This is a genomic window from Kosakonia sp. (assembly GCF_032052965.1).
In the GTDB taxonomy this organism is placed as follows: domain Bacteria; phylum Pseudomonadota; class Gammaproteobacteria; order Enterobacterales; family Enterobacteriaceae; genus Kosakonia.
The window spans coordinates 204,704-221,717 of the sequence record NZ_DAMBVN010000005.1; the positions used below are offsets into that span (position 1 = coordinate 204,704).

17 protein-coding genes are annotated in these 17,014 nt (G+C 55.0%); 10 read left to right on the forward strand and 7 right to left on the reverse strand.

Annotated elements, in window-relative coordinates:
• Positions 1-3 precede the first annotated feature (3 nt).
• The gene (locus RTX30_RS09135; protein WP_312689046.1) at positions 4-1,425 is read right to left on the reverse strand and encodes a PLP-dependent aminotransferase family protein; all 1,422 of its coding nucleotides are present in this window, start codon (positions 1,423-1,425) and stop codon (positions 4-6) included.
• Positions 1,426-1,509: 84 nt separating this feature from the next.
• Here RTX30_RS09135 and RTX30_RS09140 point away from each other — a divergent pair, with 84 nt between their 5' ends.
• From RTX30_RS09140 to RTX30_RS09175, 8 genes are all read left to right on the forward strand, one after another.
• On the forward strand, positions 1,510-2,121 hold the full coding sequence (locus tag RTX30_RS09140) for a hypothetical protein (RefSeq protein ID WP_312689048.1): 612 nt from the start codon (positions 1,510-1,512) through the stop codon (positions 2,119-2,121).
• Positions 2,122-2,260: 139 nt separating this feature from the next.
• Positions 2,261-2,728, forward strand: coding sequence for a hypothetical protein (locus RTX30_RS09145; protein WP_312689050.1), 468 nt, complete (start codon positions 2,261-2,263; stop codon positions 2,726-2,728).
• 30 nt (positions 2,729-2,758) lie between these two features.
• A complete protein-coding gene (locus tag RTX30_RS09150; protein WP_312689052.1) occupies positions 2,759-3,304 on the forward strand; it encodes a GNAT family N-acetyltransferase in 546 nt (181 codons plus the stop codon).
• Positions 3,305-3,538: 234 nt separating this feature from the next.
• Complete coding sequence (locus RTX30_RS09155) at positions 3,539-3,790, forward strand: hypothetical protein (RefSeq protein WP_312689054.1); 252 nt, start codon at positions 3,539-3,541, stop codon at positions 3,788-3,790.
• On the forward strand, positions 3,787-4,005 hold the full coding sequence (locus RTX30_RS09160) for a hypothetical protein (RefSeq protein ID WP_312689055.1): 219 nt from the start codon (positions 3,787-3,789) through the stop codon (positions 4,003-4,005). Before RTX30_RS09155 ends, RTX30_RS09160 begins: the two co-directional genes overlap by 4 nt.
• 253 nt (positions 4,006-4,258) lie before the next feature.
• Positions 4,259-5,338, forward strand: a complete 1,080-nt coding sequence (locus RTX30_RS09165) for a LacI family DNA-binding transcriptional regulator (RefSeq protein WP_312689057.1) — start codon at positions 4,259-4,261, stop codon at positions 5,336-5,338.
• A gap of 107 nt (positions 5,339-5,445) precedes the next feature.
• Entirely contained in the window at positions 5,446-8,520 is a 3,075-nt protein-coding gene (locus RTX30_RS09170; RefSeq protein WP_312689059.1) for a beta-galactosidase, read from the forward strand.
• A gap of 59 nt (positions 8,521-8,579) precedes the next feature.
• The gene (locus tag RTX30_RS09175) at positions 8,580-8,933 is read left to right on the forward strand and encodes a DUF1428 family protein (protein ID WP_312689061.1); all 354 of its coding nucleotides are present in this window, start codon (positions 8,580-8,582) and stop codon (positions 8,931-8,933) included.
• A 5-nt stretch (positions 8,934-8,938) separates the two neighbouring features.
• On the opposite strand, the gene RTX30_RS09180 is transcribed toward RTX30_RS09175, so the two are convergent.
• Together RTX30_RS09180 and RTX30_RS09185 are read right to left on the reverse strand one after the other, a co-directional pair.
• On the reverse strand, positions 8,939-9,484 hold the full coding sequence (locus RTX30_RS09180) for a flavin reductase family protein (protein ID WP_312689063.1): 546 nt from the start codon (positions 9,482-9,484) through the stop codon (positions 8,939-8,941).
• 42 nt (positions 9,485-9,526) lie between these two features.
• A complete protein-coding gene (locus RTX30_RS09185; RefSeq protein WP_312689139.1) occupies positions 9,527-11,086 on the reverse strand; it encodes an EAL domain-containing protein in 1,560 nt (519 codons plus the stop codon).
• A 99-nt stretch (positions 11,087-11,185) separates the two neighbouring features.
• Between RTX30_RS09185 and RTX30_RS09190 the strand changes: the two genes are divergently transcribed.
• Entirely contained in the window at positions 11,186-11,902 is a 717-nt protein-coding gene (locus RTX30_RS09190; RefSeq protein WP_312689064.1) for a GntR family transcriptional regulator, read from the forward strand.
• Between the two features lie 3 nt (positions 11,903-11,905).
• Here the strand turns inward: RTX30_RS09190 and RTX30_RS09195 are convergent, their stop codons facing one another.
• Positions 11,906-13,105, reverse strand: coding sequence for an enolase C-terminal domain-like protein (locus tag RTX30_RS09195; RefSeq protein ID WP_312689065.1), 1,200 nt, complete (start codon positions 13,103-13,105; stop codon positions 11,906-11,908).
• A gap of 277 nt (positions 13,106-13,382) precedes the next feature.
• Between RTX30_RS09195 and RTX30_RS09200 the strand changes: the two genes are divergently transcribed.
• Positions 13,383-14,753, forward strand: a complete 1,371-nt coding sequence (locus tag RTX30_RS09200; RefSeq protein ID WP_312689067.1) for a PTS transporter subunit EIIC — start codon at positions 13,383-13,385, stop codon at positions 14,751-14,753.
• A gap of 1 nt (position 14,754) precedes the next feature.
• On the opposite strand, the gene RTX30_RS09205 is transcribed toward RTX30_RS09200, so the two are convergent.
• Genes RTX30_RS09205 through RTX30_RS09215 form a run of 3 tightly spaced genes read right to left on the reverse strand, consistent with a single transcriptional unit; the run spans position 14,755 to position 17,005 of the window.
• Positions 14,755-15,414, reverse strand: coding sequence for a methionine ABC transporter permease (locus tag RTX30_RS09205; RefSeq protein ID WP_312689141.1), 660 nt, complete (start codon positions 15,412-15,414; stop codon positions 14,755-14,757).
• The gene (locus tag RTX30_RS09210) at positions 15,411-16,202 is read right to left on the reverse strand and encodes an ATP-binding cassette domain-containing protein (protein WP_312689069.1); all 792 of its coding nucleotides are present in this window, start codon (positions 16,200-16,202) and stop codon (positions 15,411-15,413) included. Before RTX30_RS09210 ends, RTX30_RS09205 begins: the two co-directional genes overlap by 4 nt.
• A complete protein-coding gene (locus RTX30_RS09215; RefSeq protein WP_312689071.1) occupies positions 16,199-17,005 on the reverse strand; it encodes a MetQ/NlpA family ABC transporter substrate-binding protein in 807 nt (268 codons plus the stop codon). The genes RTX30_RS09210 and RTX30_RS09215 overlap by 4 nt, the downstream gene beginning before the upstream one ends.
• Positions 17,006-17,014 lie beyond the last annotated feature (9 nt).

Sequence of the window (17,014 nt, forward strand, 5' to 3'; positions counted from 1 at the left end):
TCGTCACACCACGCTCCGTTTGACCTGCGGGTGATGCTGGTTAAGCGCCATCCACAGCGGCTTGAGCCGCAGCAATGCGTGCTCAAGCGTTGTTGGCTCCAGTGCAAAAGGCATTCGCAAATAGCGTTCAAATGCGCCCGACAGGCCAAAACGCGTGCCGGGCCCAAGGTGAATGCCTGTGCTTTCTGCCCGCGCAGCAAACGGTGTGGCCAGCCTGTCAGGCAATTCTACCCAGAAGGAAAGTCCGCCTTCAGGCATCTGAAACTGCCACTGCGGAAAGTGCTCGCGTAGTAATAAGGCGCAGCGATCGCGACGCGTTTTCAGTACCCGTCGGTGATCCGGCAAAAACGTCTGCGCGTTTTCCATCAGCCACTGCGTCGCCAGCTGTTCCAGCAGCGGCGATCCCAGATCGAGTGTGTCGCGAGTCTGCACGAGTGCGGCGATAGTGCGCGATGAGGCGCGGATCCAGCCCAAACGCAACCCTCCCCAAAAACTTTTGCCTGTCGACCCCAGTGTGATCACCGAGCCTTGCGCGTCAAATGCGGCCAGCGGCGGGGGTGGCGGGGCGTCGTACCAAAGATCAACCATGGTTTCATCCACCACCAGCGTGGTACGCGTCCGGGCGGCAATAGCGGCGATGGTTTCCCGCGTCGCGCTATCCATGCAGCGTCCGGTCGGGTTGTGGAAATCCGGCATCAGATAGGCCAGCCGCGGTGCGGTTTGCGCCAGCGTAGCGGCAAAGCCGTCACTGTCCCAGCCATTTTGCGGGAGCGATACCCCCACCGGTCTGCACGACGAGCCCTGGATCGCGGCGATCGCCAACGGATAGGTCGGGTTTTCGACCACCACGCGATCGCCAGGCCCGGTGAGCAGGCGCAGTACCAGCGCCAGGCCGCTGACCGCGCCATTGACGATCATCACCTCATCCGCGTGCGTCGGCAAACCGCGCTCGCAATACCGTGCGGCAATGGCCTCACGCAGCGGCAACACACCGAGCTGACCATAGCCGGTTTGCGAAAGCCATGGGGCCATCGCATTGAGGGCATGGGTATACGCCTGGTGAATATGCGGCCCGGCGCTGAGTGCGGCAGTAGAAAGGTCCAGTGCGTTACCCGCGGTACTGAGCGTTGGGACGCTGCCGCTCTGCGGCAGGATCACACGCGAGCCGCTGCCGTGTCGGCTTTCCAGAAACCCCTCATCGCGCAGGTGCGCCAGCGCGCTGGCGATGGTCGTACGGCTCACGGCAAGTGTGGTAGCCAGTTCCCGTTCCCCTGGCAAACGGCTGTCCACGGCCAGTCGGCCATCAAGGATCAACAAACGCAGGGCATCTGCAAGCTGACGCCAAAGCGGCGTGCGTGAAGTGGGTTGTTGCCAGTGCCCCAACAGACGCTGTAGTGACTGGCTACCAAATCGGCGGGATGACATATGCAGTCCACTTTCTAAAAACTGGACATTAATCATAATGCCATTTCCGGTAAAGATGAAAGCCTGAACAGCCGGAGAACGAGAATGTTACGTCGATTACTGCAACTCTATATGGGTTTAGTCCTTTACGGTGTTTCCACTGCCATGTTTGTGCGTGCGGATCTGGGTGCCGATCCGTGGAATGTGTTCCATTTGGGCGTCGCGAAGCTGCTGTCTCTGGATATCGGGACGGTAATGATCGTCACTGGCGTGCTGGTGCTGCTGTTGTGGATCCCGATTCGTCAGCGTCCCGGATTGGGTACGATCAGTAACGTGATTGTGCTTGGCCTCGCTGCCGATGCGGCGTTGTCGTTGCTTCCGCAGCCCGATACGCTGGTAGCGCGTAGCGTGCTGCTGGCCGCAGCCATTGTGGTGAATGCCATTGCCACCGGCATGTATATTGGCGCCGGGTTTGGTGCCGGGCCGCGTGACGGTCTGATGACCGGCATTCATGCCCGCACGGGCTGGTCGGTGCGGAGTATTCGCACCACGATTGAGATTTCGGTGCTGTCGGTTGGCTGGTTACTCGGCGGTACCGTTGGGGTGGGAACGGTGTTGTACGCCCTGACCATTGGCCCGCTGATCCAGATCTGCCTGCCATGGTTTCAGCAAAAGCCGCAGTCAACGCCGGAGCCGCAAGCTGAAGCAGTTCGTTAGAAGGTGCGTTTAACACGGTGCATTTCTTAGCGTCCAGACCCTAAATTTCGTAGTGAAGCGGGCGGTTTACTTTACTGAAAAGATAAAGGATTCTGGTACGACTTAAGAATTTTCCTAGTTACCCGAAAAGGCACGCCACGTGAAACATCCCTTTCTGATCGTGATGGCAGCAACCCTGTTTGTGGGTTGCGCCGCACAAAAACGCACCATTCCAGTTCAGAACTATCAACTTATCGCTGCGCAAGAAGTCGCCGCGAATAAATGTGCTGAACTGGGGTATATGGATTTCCAGGTTGCCGCCGCTGCGAAGAATTTTGCCGCTCAGGCTCTGAATAGCTGGGCCTACGATCCACAAGCCTACCAGTCCGCATTCGCGAACATGACCTCACGCGCTGCCGTAGCACCGCCGACAAAAAGTCAGTGTGACGCTTTTTCTGTCTCCGTCATTCAACACAGCCAGCAACAGCAGCAGGCGTATCAGCAACAACAGCTGGCGCTACAGCAACAGCAGCAACTGAATCAATCTTTACAGGCTATTCAGAACGCCGCACCAAAAACCACTTACTGTAATAAAATTGGCTGGCAGACCGTATGTAACACCTACTGACAGGCATACCTGTATAAAGGAGCGACACGTATGGCAACACCTCCGCTGGAAACCGAACGGCTTCTTCTTAAGCCCCTGGTGTCGGAAGATGCGGCGCAAATTCAGCGCATCTTCCCGCGCTGGGAGATTGTGCGCTACCTGATCGCCAGCGTTCCCTGGCCTTATCCCGAAGGCGCGGCACAGCACTATGTCGATAATGTGGCGCTGGCAGCCAGTAAAGAGGGGAAAGGCTGGTACTGGACGCTGCGGCGAAAAGCGGAGCCTGATGTGTTACTGGGAGTCATCTGTCTGATGGATCACCCCGACAACAATCGGGGTTTCTGGCTGGTACCGGAATGGCAGGGGCAGGGGTATATGAGTGAGGCCTGTCGTGCCGTAAACGAGTATTGGTTCAACGTTCTCGATCGGGAGGTGTTACGGGCACCCAAAGCCGTGGCGAACACCCGTTCGAAGAAGATCTCCGAGCGCAGCGGCATGCGGATGATCCGCATTCAGAAAGGGGACTATGTTGCTGGGGAGTTAGAAACAGAACTGTGGGAAATCACCCGTGACGAGTGGCAAAAAATTAACCGCTGAAACCAGTCAGCCTTAACTGGCTGGCTGGATAAGCCTGCTGCTGCACACTATATTTATTTGTTTAAGATTATACTGTCATGTAATTGAAATATTACCTTCATTTAAATGTCATAAAAATATGGCAATTTTATTGTGGGTGTTTTTAAGTTGTTATAAATTTGAAATATATTTCTGGATCACTTTCATAAGTTCGTGTATTAATTAGCATGCTTATTCACACGAGAAGGGATAACCATGACCAGTGCGGTATTAAACGTAAAAATTGATGAAGCGCTAAAAGAAAAACTTCGTCATTATGCCGAAGTGAATAGTGAAAATTTAAGCACGGCGACAGAGAAACTGCTGCTGCTGGCGTTCCAGGCAGTAGAAGAGGCGGGAGTATCGGAAGAAGATGTTGATAATCAACATACTGAAGAAGAGAGTACTGCTCCGTTAAATCCCAAGGAAATTAAAGCATTACGTAAACTTCTGAAGAAGAAAAAATGACTCAACAACTGCTCGAAACGGCCAGTAACTATGGTGAAGCCTGCGACATGTTGCGCTCTGGCTACGTAAAACAAGTTCGACTGGACTGGAATATTGGAAGCGATGAGTTTTTCCGCATCGCCTCTGACTGGTGTGACGCAGGTGCAAAAATTAAAAAAGAGGGAAGCAGCTTTATTATTTCCATTAAGGGTTTCCCTATTCCGCGTCAGCAGTAATTTATTTGTCATGAAACTGTCATTGAAATTGCATTGAAAAATGTGACGATGGTTCGACAATTACATTAAAAACCATCTCAAAACACATTACGGACGATGTTTACGGCGAGCCATCTGTGGCTCGCCGCTATTTCTTTTGCTGTCGGCAAATATAAATATATTCGCGCTTATGGCTATCTCCACTGACGCCTCTCACAGGCGTAGCCGGGCAAAACAGGTATACTGGCGCAAATCATTGCAGCCAGGATGCGCCATGAAAACCATTACCCTTTATGACGTCGCCACGTTGGCCGGCGTCTCATACCAGACCGTTTCTCGCGTGATCAACGATGCAGAGCACGTTTCGGTGCGTACCCGGCAAAAGGTGCTGGCGGCGATGGCCGAACTGCATTACGTACCGAACCGTGGGGCGCAGCAGTTAGCCGGAAAGCGCAGTAAAACGCTGGGGCTGCTGACCACCGATCTGGCGCTGCATGCGCCTTCGCAAATTGCCTCTGCGGTTAAATCACGCGCCGGGCAGACCTCTGCCAGCGTCATTATCTCTATGCTGACCCAACATGATGCCGCCAGCTGTTTAGCCGCATTGCAGGAACTGCTGGCCCAGCGGGTTGACGGGGTACTGATTAATCTCCCGCTGGATAACGCACTGGCGGAGCAACTGGCAGCGCAGGCAAAGCCGACGCCGGTGCTGTTTCTGGATGTCAGTGAAACTGCGGCGGTCAATAGCCTGGTTTTTGACGCCGGCCAGGGGGCGCGCCTGGGAGTTGAACATCTGCTCTCCCTTGGGCACCAGCGTATCGCGCTATTGGGCGGACCAGAAAGTTCTGTCTCTGCCCGGGCGCGCTTCAGCGGCTGGCTGGCCGCGCTCAGGCAAGCCGGCATCGCGCCTTGCGCCGAGGCGCATGGCGACTGGAGTGCGGCATCTGGTTATGAGAAAGCGCATACCTTACTCAGCGGCGGCAGCCTGCCGCAGGCAATTCTGGTGGCTAACGATCAGATGGCACTGGGCGTATTACGAGCCTGTGCGGAAAAAGGGATGACGGTGCCGGGGCAGATCTCGGTTGTGGGCTATGATGATACGGCGGACAGCGCCTGGTTTTCGCCGCCGCTGACCACCGTGCGGCAGGCCTTCAAACAGGCGGGAGAGCAAAGTGTGGACTGGTTACTGAAAGCGCCTGAACCAACGGATATGCTCAGTCAGATCCTTTTACCGGTGACGCTGGTTGAACGCCTTTCAAGTGGCCCGGCGCAAACGCAAGAGGTCAGTGGTGAACTGCTTGCCCGGCGTTTATATGAACTGGCGCAGTTAGCGGCTTTGCTGGATCGCCGCTAAGGCTTTTGTGATCCCTTTCGCTTTCAGCGCCGCAGCCGCTTTACCTGTGATAGATATTGCGGCATTGTGACTTAAATTGTGAGCGCTTCGCAAAAATAGAGGATTTTATGTCTGCATCCGCATTCGGTTCATTGCTATCCCGCCGCGACTGGGAAAATCCGGTTATCACAAACTGGCATCGTCTGCCTGCTCATGCACCGTTACAAAGCTGGCGTGACGAGCAAAGCGCGCGTGATAATGTCGCATCACCCGCCCGGCGGCTACTGAACGGCTTATGGCGTTTCAGCTTTTTTGCAGCGCCGGAAGCGGTACCGGCCAGCTGGATAACCGAAGATTGTGCAGATGCGGTAGACATGCCCGTGCCTTCGAACTGGCAAATGCAGGGCTTTGATACACCGATTTATACCAATGTGACCTACCCCATCCCGGTCAATCCGCCTTTTGTTCCGGCAGAAAACCCTACCGGTTGTTACTCGCTCACATTCGAAGTCAGCGAACACGCGTTGGCGCAGGGGCAAACGCGAATTGTGTTCGATGGCGTGAACTCAGCACTTTACCTGTGGTGTAACGGTCAGTGGGTCGGGTATTCGCAGGATAGCCGTTTACCGGCCGAGTTCGATCTTAGCGGTGTGTTGCGCGCCGGTGAAAACCGCCTGGCGGTGATGGTGCTGCGCTGGTGTGACGGCAGTTATCTTGAAGATCAGGATATGTGGCGGATGAGCGGCATTTTCCGTGATGTTTCGCTCCAGCATAAGCCCGCCACGCAGATTGCGGATTTTCATTACACAACTGAACTGAACGCAGAGATGAACCATGCCTGGCTGAAGGTACATGCGCAACTGGCAGGGGCGTTTAGCGGTTGCCGTGTGGCATTTACTCTGTGGCAGGGCGCGGAAAAAGTGGCTTACACCGAACAGATCCCGGGCAGTGCGATTGTAGATGAACGCGGCGGGTGGGACGAACGCCTGAGCGTGGCGCTACCGATCGCCTCACCGCGGCTGTGGAGTGCGGAAATGCCGCACCGCTATCGTCTGACGTTAAGCCTGTTCGACGAGCACGGCGCGTTACTGGAAACCGAAGCCTGTGATGTGGGTTTTCGCAAGGTGGAAATCGATCAGGGTTTACTCAAACTTAACGGCAAACCGTTGCTGATACGCGGTGTTAACCGTCATGAGCACCACCCGGAAACGGGGCAGGCTATTGATGAAGCGACCATGCGGCGTGATATCGAACTGATGAAACAGCACAACTTTAATGCCGTGCGCTGTTCTCATTACCCTAACCATCCGCTGTGGTATCGCTTGTGTGATGAGTACGGTTTGTACGTCGTGGATGAGGCGAATATTGAAACGCATGGCATGGTGCCAATGAGCCGGCTGTCGGATGATCCGCAGTGGTTGCCCGCCATGAGTGAGCGTGTCACGCGTATGGTGCTACGCGATCGCAACCATCCATCAGTCATTATCTGGTCGCTGGGCAATGAATCCGGCCATGGCGCCAGCCATGATGCGCTCTACCGCTGGCTGAAAACCACCGATCCGACGCGTCCGGTGCAATACGAAGGCGGCGGTGCCAATACTGCAGCGACAGACATTGTCTGCCCAATGTATGCCCGCGTCGATCAGGATCAACCTTTCCCGGCGGTGCCCAAATGGTCGATCAAAAAATGGATCGGTCTGCCGGATGAAACCCGCCCGCTGATTTTGTGCGAATACGCTCATGCCATGGGCAATAGCTTTGGCGGTTTTGCCAAATACTGGCAGGCATTTCGCGCCACACCGCGTTTGCAGGGCGGCTTTGTCTGGGATTGGGTCGATCAGGCGCTCAGCAAAACCGATGCCAGCGGCATGTCTTTCTGGGCTTACGGAGGCGATTTTGGCGATACGCCAAACGATCGTCAGTTCTGCATGAATGGGCTGGTATTCCCGGATCGCACCCCGCATCCGGCGTTGTATGAAGCTCAGCGCGCACAGCAGTTTTTCCAGTTCAGCCTGGCGAGCACCACGCCGCTGGAAATTGACGTGGAGAGTGAGTATCTGTTCCGCGCCACCGACAATGAATATCTCCGCTGGGCCGTGGTGCGAGAGGGCGAGGTGCTGGCGCAAGGCGAAACCGTGCTGAATATTGCGCCGCAGGGCAAACAACGGATCGCGCTGGCCATTCCTGAACTTGAAAGCGCGCCGGGCGATGTGTGGCTGAATGTCGACGTTTACCAGAGAGCGGCCACGTCGTGGTCCGGGGCTGATCACCGCTGCGCCTGGGATCAATGGCGGTTACCGACGCCGCTTTATATCACGCCGCGTCTTGCCAGCGCCCCCCGTCCACAGCTAGAGGTGAATGAACAGACGTATAATATCTGCCATCAAAACCAGCGCTGGCAGTTCTGCCGCCGCAGCGGCAACCTGGTGCAGTGGTGGCGCGACGGGCAACCCACTCTGTTGGTACCGGTGAGCGACTGCTTTAGCCGTGCGCCGCTGGATAACGATATCGGCGTGAGCGAAGCCACGCGTATTGACCCCAACGCCTGGGTTGAACGCTGGAAAGCCGCCGGGATGTATGATTTGCGCGCGGAGCTGCTGGATTGCACCGTTGAAGAACGGGCCAGTGAGGTGGTTGTGACCACGGTTCACCGCTGGTCTGGCGCAGGGAAGAACGCTTTTGTCAGCCGGAAGATCTGGCGTATTGATGGCCATGGTGTGCTGCAGGGGGACGTGGAGGTGCAGGTGGCCGGCGATATTCCTCCGCCTGCGCGCATCGGGCTGGTTTGTCAGCTGGCTGACATCCACCCTACCGTTAGCTGGCAAGGGTTGGGGCCACATGAAAACTACCCTGACCGTAAGCTGGCGGCGCGCCAGGGGCAGTGGACGTTGCCGCTAGCCGCACTGCACACGCCGTACATTTTCCCTGGCGAAAATGGTCTGCGCTGCGAGACGCGATCCCTGCGTTATGGCGCGCACCAGTTGAATGGCGATTTCCATTTCTCGCTGGGGCGCTATAGCGACCAGCAGTTACGCGAAACCACACATCACCATTTGCTGCGTGAAGAGCAGGGCTGCTGGTTACATTTGGATGCCTTCCATATGGGGGTCGGCGGTGATGATTCGTGGAGCCCGAGCGTATCGCCGGAGTTTATTCTCAGCAAGGAGAGGGTGCGTTACGCCTTTTGCTGGCGGCAGGACTAAACTTATCGGGCCTGATGCAGCGGGAGTGTCCCGCTGCACAGTCACTCGGGGGCTGGCTCATGAAGTATGTTGATGGTTTTGTGGTTGCCGTTCCGGCGGGCAAAAAAGAAGCCTACCGCCAGCTGGCGGCAAAAGCTGCGCCGTTATTTAAAGCGTTTGGTGCGACACGGATCGTGGAGTGCTGGGCAGATGAAGTGCCCGACGGGCAGCTCACCGATTTCCGCCGGGCGGTTAAGGCGCAGGAGGATGAAGAGGTGGTCTTCAGCTGGATTGAATACCCGTCGAAAGCGGTACGCGATGCCGCAAACCAAAAAATCATGTCCGATCCCCGCATGCGTGAACTGGGCGACGAGATGCCTTTTGACGGCAAACGCATGATCTACGGCGGGTTCATGCCCATTGTCGACGAGTAAATCCTTCAGGACACTTTGGTAAACAGCGCCTTGCGCTCAAGCACATCGCCATCGGTACGGAACACGCCTCCACCCACGTAGTGCAGAGTCTGCGGCCAGCTGGGCTGCGGATTAACCCGTGCGGCAACCACTTCAAAAATAAAAAAATTATAGTTATCGACCAGCGCATCATCATAGAGACGGCATTCAAACTGGCCGAAACACTCCTTGATCGAAGGTGCCACCACCTGCTCGCTTTTCTCGGCGGTCAGGCCAAACTGGCTGAATTTATCCACCTCTTCGCCCGTACTGTTGCCAATCCGCGCAACGGTGTCGATCATCTTCGCTTCTGGCAGGTTAATGACACACTCGCCGCTGTGCCGGATGCGCCCGAAACTGGCATTGCCCGCCGAAATCATGCAGCCGACCAGCGATGGCGAAAATTCGAGGATCGTGTGCCAGCCTAAGGTCATGATATTGTGCTGGCCCTGCCAGCAACTGCTGAGCAGTACTACCGGGCCAGGCTCCAGCCAGTGCCGGACGTCATGCAGCGGCCAGGATTGCTTTTTCATTCTGCGTCCTCCGCGTGTTAAGCCACTTTAAACAGTAGCAAATCAGCGGGACAGCAGGTTATTTTCTGCCCAATGGATAAACGCTTCCGTTGGCAATGCTTTGCTGTAAAGCCAGCCCTGACCATATTCCACGCCATACTGCGTGAGCCATTGTAACTGGCCTTCCGTTTCGATCCCTTCCGCAACCATCGCCAGCCGCAGTGCTTTGGCCATCTCAATGATATGCGGGGCGACGGTCTTGTATTCCAGCGCATCGACAAACGACTTGTCGATTTTAATGATGTCCACATCCAGGTTTTGTAGATAGCTCAGGCTGGAATAACCGGTGCCAAAATCATCAATATAAATGGCGTGGCCCGCCGCCCGTAGCGCATTAATTGCCGGGCTGCTCACGGAAGGATCGGCAAAACCGCGTTCGGTAATTTCAAGGGCAATTTGGGATGGAACCAACTGCCAGTGGGCAATATGCCGCGCCAGTTGTGCGGGCAGGCCGGGATTGAGTAAATCAGAGGGCTCAAGGTTAATTGAAATGTGCAGTTCCGGGTGTTGCTGTAACCAGCGCCCCATATCGTGAAACACCGTGTCGATGATCAATTGTGTCAGTTGCGGCATCAAGCCGCTGTGCACAGCCAGCGGGATAAAAATATCCGGCGTGAGCACCGTGCCATCCTGCTGCTGGCAACGCGCCAGCGCTTCGGCCCCGACAATACGACCGCTGTCCAGTGCGACAATCGGTTGGTACACCATGGTGATTTCACGGCTGCGGATGGCATCCTGCAATTGCGATGTTGGCGACTGCAAACGGCGCAGCACACGCAACAGCAGCAAGGCAATCAACACACTGATCAGTAAACCGAACGGCAGCCAGATCATCAACAACCGGTGCCAGTTTTGCGTCAGCGGTGCCAGCGAAGCCCAGGTAACGATCGCGAGCCCCATGTCTGCGTCGCGCAGGATAGCGTAAGCTGAACCGTCGATTTGCATCGTCTTTGGCCCGTCCGGCATGATATTGGCCAGCACTTTCATATCCAGTTTTGCGCTGCCAGCAATGATCTGATGGGTTTTGGTGCTGATCAGTGCGACATTCACGGGCCAGGCGCCAAACGACAGGACATCAATAAATGACATTGGATCGATCATCACCACGTGATGCTCCGTCCCGATGGCTATCATGTATTGCGACAGTCCCAGGTCGTTATGGCGCGTCAGCCAGGCGCGGAAGCCGTCGTCGGTGATTTTTTCCGGCGCGGGGAACGGGGGAACGTGGCTGTTTACCTCCAGCGATGAGCAGACCGGTTGCAGCCCGTTCATATAAATCGCTTCGCGCACATAGCGCCAGGAATAAGAGGTACGGCGCATCGCCAGCAAGTGCTCTGGTGAACAAGGGGGGCCGTTAAAGCTGTCCAGCTGCCGTAGCGCCTTTTTGCTCTGGTTGACGACGCGCTGCGTGCGCATGTCGGCCAGGCTGGAATAGGTTTCCAGCTCATTCATAAAGGTTTCTTCAGCCTGACGGTGCGTAACCCAGACACTCAGCCCTACGGGCATGATAAAGGCGAGCACCAGCACGCCTGTAATAAGACTCACCAGTTGTCGGTTCGTCATCACCAAAAATCCCTCTTTGATACTGATAAACGTAAAGTATCTTTAAACAGCTGATGTTATAACACGGCGCAGTGATTGTTTTCTTTCAGGACCGGATGGATGAAGAAAAAAGATTTCGTGACTCAGGATTTGCTAAGCAAAATTTATCAAATCAGCGAGCCAGGCCCGCGTAAACTCCCTCCTGAAAGACAGCTTGCTCAGGAGTATGGTGTGTCGCGCTTTACCGTCCGTCAGGCGGTGGAGAAACTGGCCAGTATTGGCGTGGTGCGTATTGTGCAGGGATCCGGGATCTGGATTAACGAGCAAGCACGCAACAACCCGCTGGTGTATAACTCGATCACGGAAAAACGCTTTGATCAGATCCGCTTTCGCCTGATAAGCCTGCATAAAAAGCGCCCGGATCGCGATGAGCAGCAAATGTTTGGCGTCGATGATGACAGTTTTATCTGGCAATTTTGCCGCTTGCGTTATGTGGATGAGCAGGCGGTGCAGATCGAAGTGTCCCGCATGCCAGTGGCCGGGTTTACGGATTTAAATCAACAGGTGATTGAAAGTTCGTTGCAGCAATATGTGTTGAGTAAGGGCTACCGTATTTCGCACATGCTCACCACCTATCGCGCGGTGAGCGTCAGCCGCGAACAGGCAACATTGCTGGGCTGTAAAAAAGGGAGCCCGGCAATGCATATTAACAACCGCGGCATTCTCGAAGGCGGGCAGGTCTATGCGGTCAGCGACATTATCGATATCAATTACACCTGCACCTACATTATTCCCCATAACCGCGAAAACCTGACGTTCCGCCAGGGGGGCGGATAAGCTTTACGGAGTATGGATCGCGCCGTCTGCAAGGCGGCTTTGTGTCCACTCATGTGGCCGATAAATCCCCGGGCAGGTCAGCGCCTGTCGTTCATCAAACCCGACGCCAATACCCGGCGTTTCGGTGGCATAAACAAACCCCTCTTTAACCTGCGGTGCGCCGGGGAATACCGCATCAGTACGGGCGGAACGGGGGATGTACTCCTGGATCGCAGCATTATGCAGATGAATATTAAGATGGGTGTTCACCGCCACGCCAATCGGCGTCATATCGCCGGGGCCGTGCCAGGCCAGGCGCACACCGAAGGCCTGGCACAGAATCGCCAGTTTTAATGCCGGAGTAATGCCGCCAATTTGTGAAATATGGCAGCGAATAAAATCAATACGGCGATGAACAATCAGATCGTGCCACTCCGCCGGGTTATTAAACAGTTCACCCATCGCCAGTGGCGCACTGCTGTGCTGGCGCACCTGTTCCAGCCATGCGCTTTGCGCAGGGGGCAGAATGTCTTCAATAAAATAGGGCTGGTACGGTTCCAGCTGTTTCGCCAGTTGTACCGCCTGTTGCGGGAACAGACGTTCGTGGACATCGTGCAAAAAATGCAACCGAAAACCGTATTTCTCACGCAGCGCTTTAAACATTTCCACGGTGTTGGTCATGTACTCCTGCTGATCGTAATACGCCCCGGCAGTGGGGTTTTCCGGCGTGTGCAGGTTGGCTGGCGTCCCGCCGTAAAAACCTAACTGGCAGCGGATATGGCGATAACCCTGTGCAACCAGCGTATCCACCGCGCTGAACAGCTCTGGCAGTGTTTCTCCACTGGCATGACTGTATGCGGCGATAGCATCGCGGGATTTGCCGCCCAACAGCTGGTAGAGCGGCATGCCCGCCAGCTGGCCTTTGATATCCCACAGCGCCATATCTACGCCGGAAATGGCGTTATTCATTATCGGGCCATTACGCCAGTAGGCATTTACATTCATCATTTGCCACAGGTCTTCGATGTGGTTAGCGTCGCGGCCTGTCAGCAGAGGTTTTAAATATTCATCGACCAGCGTTTTCACCGCCAGCGGACGCTGCTGGAACGTTGCGCAGCCGTGCCCCGTCACGCCTTTATCGGTAGTGACCCGCACCGTGACCAGGTTATGGCGATCGGGGCGGGTAATAAAACATTCGATATTCTGGATAAGCGTCGGCGTCACGGAGACTCCTTAAGTAGCATAAAGTGAGTAAGCAATGGCTATTATCTTCGCCCTAATTTTGGCGAAAGGTAAACCCTTTTATTGAATAAAATTTTTGGTCAGCTATTTGTTATTTATTTAATTAAAAACCAGACCAATTTGCAGTTTTATCTGTGTTATTGCTCTTTGTGGTAGCGAATTGTGATGAGATTCATATTTTATTGGTTTGTTTTCGCGTTTTGATTTCTTTACCCTTTATAGCCATGATTAAAACGACAACCATCCGGCAGGAGTTTTTATGGGGACGCAAGAAGCCATCAGCAATATTATTCGTCTGGTCGGCGGACGAGATAATATCAATAATGTCTGGCACTGTATGACACGCTTACGTTTCTCGCTGATTGATGACAATAAGGTCGATCAGAATGAGATAAAAAAACTGCCGGGCGTACTCGGTGCGCAGCTGCAAAGCGATCAGTTCCAGATTGTAATTGGTCCAAAAGTTAACAACTGGTATGAACAATTGCTCGCTATGCTGGGCAATGCACCGGACCAGGCTGTTGCGCAGGGCAAGAGCCGTAAAAGCCTGGTCTCAATGTTTATGGACACGGTTTCCGGTGTTTTCGGGCCGATAGTACCGGCGATAGCCGGGGCCGGGATGATTAAGGGGCTGCTGGCCGGGTTAATTGCGTTGAAGGTAGTGTCGGCCAAAAGCGATACCGTGATGATCATTGATTTGATCGCCAGCGGTGTTTTCTATTTTCTGCCTTTTTTCCTTGCGGTGTCGGCAGCGAAAATCTTTAAAACCAATGAATACCTGGCTGCCGCCATCGCGGCATGCCTGATGTATCCGTCGTTAATTGAGGCCGCGAAAGCGCTCGCGGCGCATCAGGAAGGGGCGACCAATGCCTTGTGGTTGCTCGGTGCAATTCCGGTATCGGTGTTTAACTATTCCGCCAGCGTGATCCCGGTTATTTTCTCGATCCTGGCGCTCAGCTATATCCACCGCTGGGTCGACAGTATTATGCCCGATGTGCTGAAAACGGTATTTACCCCCACGCTAACGCTGTTTCTTGGCGCACTGGCAGCGCTGGCGGTGATTGGCCCGATCGGTATTTACCTGGGCAAAGGGCTGGCGCTGTTTATCGAAGGGTTATTCGGGGTTTCCGCCAGTTTTGCCGGCCTGATTGTTGGGGCTATTCGCCCGGTTGCGATCCTCACCGGGATGCACCACGCCATGACGCCTATTGCGTTGCAAAACTTTAGCGAGCATGGCTTCGACATGCTGATGCCAATGATGTTTATGGCCAATATGGCCATTGCCGGGGCCACGTTCGCTATCTGGCGGTTGAGCAAAACCCGTGAGGATAAAACGGTCACACTGTCGGCGGCCATCTCCGCGCTGCTGGGCATTACCGAACCGGCACTGTTTGGGGTGCTGACCCGTTATAAAAAAGCGTTTATCGCTGCAACCGTTGCCAGTTCCCTGGCCTCGGCGTTTATCGCATTCTTCGGCGTACGGCTGTATGGCTATATTCTGTCGAGCATTTTCAGCTTACCGGCTTATATCGGCCCTTACTTTATTTTTGCCCTCTCGGGCGTAGCGATGGCGCTGGTATTGTCATTTGTCCTCACGACAATGCTGGTGGGGAAGGGAATGCAGGAATAACTTACCGTCGGTGCGCCAACCGGCGCACCAGACGCTCTCCAGCCATTTGCACAGTCTGCACCATTACCACCAGAATCAGTACCGTTCCCAGCATGACCTGATCGTTAAATCGCTGATAGCCATAGCGAATGGCCAAATCGCCCAGACCGCCACCGCCAATCACGCCAGCCATTGAAGTAAAACCAATCAGCATCACCACGGTTAAGGTGATGGCGGACAGTAACGTCGGCAAGGCCTCCGGCAACAGCGCCTTGCCAATCACATGCCAGAGCGTACCGCCCATTGATAAAATGGCTTCAATGCGCCCGTAATCGACCTCATCCAGTGCGCTTTCCGTCAACCGGGCGAAAAAGGGAAAAGCGCCGATAGTAACCGGCACCACGGCGGCAGTGCTGCCAAGCGTGGTACCAATCAGCAGGCGGGTAAAGGGGATCAAGGCAATCAGCAGCACAATAAACGGCAGCGAACGGCCAACGTTGATCATTGCCCCTAATACCGCGTTCAGTGTCGGCATTGGCGCCAGACCATTACGGCGGGATATAAATAACAGTACGCCAACCGGCAGACCAATCAGGACAGTAAACAGGGCCGCAAGCCCGACCATATAAAGGGTTTCCAGCGTGCCGTTTACCAGTAATGGCCAGAGATCTTCCCAGTTCATGCGACCACGCATAAGGGCCTCCCGTTAAAACCGTGACGGGCCAGGAAATCCCGCTCTGCTTGTGGATCGTGTAATAATGCCTGGCGCAGACGTGACCAGGGGGCCACCAGCAGATCGGCAATTCTGCCGCTCTCAACTATTTCGCCGCTTTCCAGCAATGCCGCGTGGTCACACAGGGTTTTTACCACCTCGAGTTCATGGGTGATCAGCACAATCGTCAGTTTCAGTCGCTGGTTGATGTCTGCCAGTAACTGGAGCACCGACGCTGTGGTTTCTGGATCCAACGCGCTGGTGGCTTCGTCACACAGCAGGACGTCTGGCCTGGCGGCCAGGGCTCTGGCAATGCCCACGCGCTGCTTTTGCCCGCCAGAAAGCTGCGAGGGAAAAGCCTGGGCTTTTTCACTCAGCCCAACCAGATTAAGCAACTCTTCGACGCGGGCATGGCGCAGTGGCCCAGGGACGCCTGCGATTTCCAGCGGCACGGCGACGTTGTCGGCCACCGTGCGCGCATGCAGCAAATTGAAGTGCTGGAAGATCATGCCGGTACGCAGGCGATACTGGCGCAGTGCTGACTTATCCAGTTGCGTGATATCGACACCGTTGACAATAATGCGGCCCGTCGTCGGCCGCTCCAGCAGATTGAGGCAGCGGATAAGGGTGCTTTTGCCCGCACCGCTGCGCCCGAGGATGCCGTAAATGGCGCCTTTGGGCACACTTAGCGACACCTCTTTCAGCGCCGGCTGGCCTGCTCCGGCATAGATCTTACTCAGCCCTTCAACCTCAATCATGACTGCGGCGTGACCGGGATCACCGAGCCGTTATACTGCTTACGGATAAATTCTGCGACCTGCGGCGAGGTCAGATCTTTCGCCAGCTCTTTGATGCGGGGATCGTTGGCCAGTTGCGGGTTAGTCACCAGAATATTGGCGTAAGGATTATGGCTGGCGCTCTCCAGCCCCAGCGCATCTTTTGACGGTGTTAAACCCGCCTCCAGCGCGTAGTTTCCATTGATCACGGCTAAATCGACGTCATCCAGCGAGCGCGGGATCTGTGGCGATTCGACTTCAAGGATTTTCAGGTGCTTCGGGTTGCTGGCGATGTCCTTTGGCGTTGCCAGTGTGCTCGATGGATCGGTGAATTTCGCATCAAGCTTGATTAAGCCCTGGCTCTGTAACAGGAACAGGGCGCGGCTTAAGTTGGTGGCGTTATTGGGAACAGCAACGGTAGCGTTATCCGGTATGGATTTGAAATCTTTATATTTGTGCGAATAGATACCCAATGGCTCAATATGCACAGTGGCGGCGACAGCAAATGTTTTTCCAAGCGCTTTTTCCTGATCCTTCAGATAGGGCACGTGCTGGAAGTAGTTGGCATCGACATCGCCATTGGCCAATAGCTCGTTAGCGTTCGCGCCGCTGGTCAGTTCCACGACCTGCAAATCCAGTTTCGGATCGATTTTTTTGATGTAGTTAAGTATTTCGGCATGCGGAACCGGGTCCGCAGCGACGCGCAGTGCGGCGGCCTGAGCGGATGTCCAGACCAGTGAAAGAGACAGTGCTACCCCTGCCAGAGTAAAAGCGGCATGTTTCATATTGTGTGT

Excerpts from the sequence above, each read along its gene's own strand:
- RTX30_RS09135 (WP_312689046.1), bottom strand. The coding sequence starts at position 1,425 with ATGTCATCCCGCCGATTTGGTAGCCAGTCACTACAGCGTCTGTTGGGG.
- RTX30_RS09140 (WP_312689048.1), top strand. The coding sequence starts at position 1,510 with ATGTTACGTCGATTACTGCAACTCTATATGGGTTTAGTCCTTTACGGT.
- RTX30_RS09150 (WP_312689052.1), top strand. The coding sequence starts at position 2,759 with ATGGCAACACCTCCGCTGGAAACCGAACGGCTTCTTCTTAAGCCCCTG.
- RTX30_RS09155 (WP_312689054.1), top strand. The coding sequence starts at position 3,539 with ATGACCAGTGCGGTATTAAACGTAAAAATTGATGAAGCGCTAAAAGAA.
- RTX30_RS09160 (WP_312689055.1), top strand. The coding sequence starts at position 3,787 with ATGACTCAACAACTGCTCGAAACGGCCAGTAACTATGGTGAAGCCTGC.
- RTX30_RS09165 (WP_312689057.1), top strand. The coding sequence starts at position 4,259 with ATGAAAACCATTACCCTTTATGACGTCGCCACGTTGGCCGGCGTCTCA.
- RTX30_RS09170 (WP_312689059.1), top strand. The coding sequence starts at position 5,446 with ATGTCTGCATCCGCATTCGGTTCATTGCTATCCCGCCGCGACTGGGAA.
- RTX30_RS09175 (WP_312689061.1), top strand. The coding sequence starts at position 8,580 with ATGAAGTATGTTGATGGTTTTGTGGTTGCCGTTCCGGCGGGCAAAAAA.
- RTX30_RS09180 (WP_312689063.1), bottom strand. The coding sequence starts at position 9,484 with ATGAAAAAGCAATCCTGGCCGCTGCATGACGTCCGGCACTGGCTGGAG.
- RTX30_RS09185 (WP_312689139.1), bottom strand. The coding sequence starts at position 11,086 with ATGACGAACCGACAACTGGTGAGTCTTATTACAGGCGTGCTGGTGCTC.
- RTX30_RS09190 (WP_312689064.1), top strand. The coding sequence starts at position 11,186 with ATGAAGAAAAAAGATTTCGTGACTCAGGATTTGCTAAGCAAAATTTAT.
- RTX30_RS09200 (WP_312689067.1), top strand. The coding sequence starts at position 13,383 with ATGGGGACGCAAGAAGCCATCAGCAATATTATTCGTCTGGTCGGCGGA.
- RTX30_RS09205 (WP_312689141.1), bottom strand. The coding sequence starts at position 15,414 with ATGAACTGGGAAGATCTCTGGCCATTACTGGTAAACGGCACGCTGGAA.
- RTX30_RS09210 (WP_312689069.1), bottom strand. The coding sequence starts at position 16,202 with ATGATTGAGGTTGAAGGGCTGAGTAAGATCTATGCCGGAGCAGGCCAG.
- RTX30_RS09215 (WP_312689071.1), bottom strand. The coding sequence starts at position 17,005 with ATGAAACATGCCGCTTTTACTCTGGCAGGGGTAGCACTGTCTCTTTCA.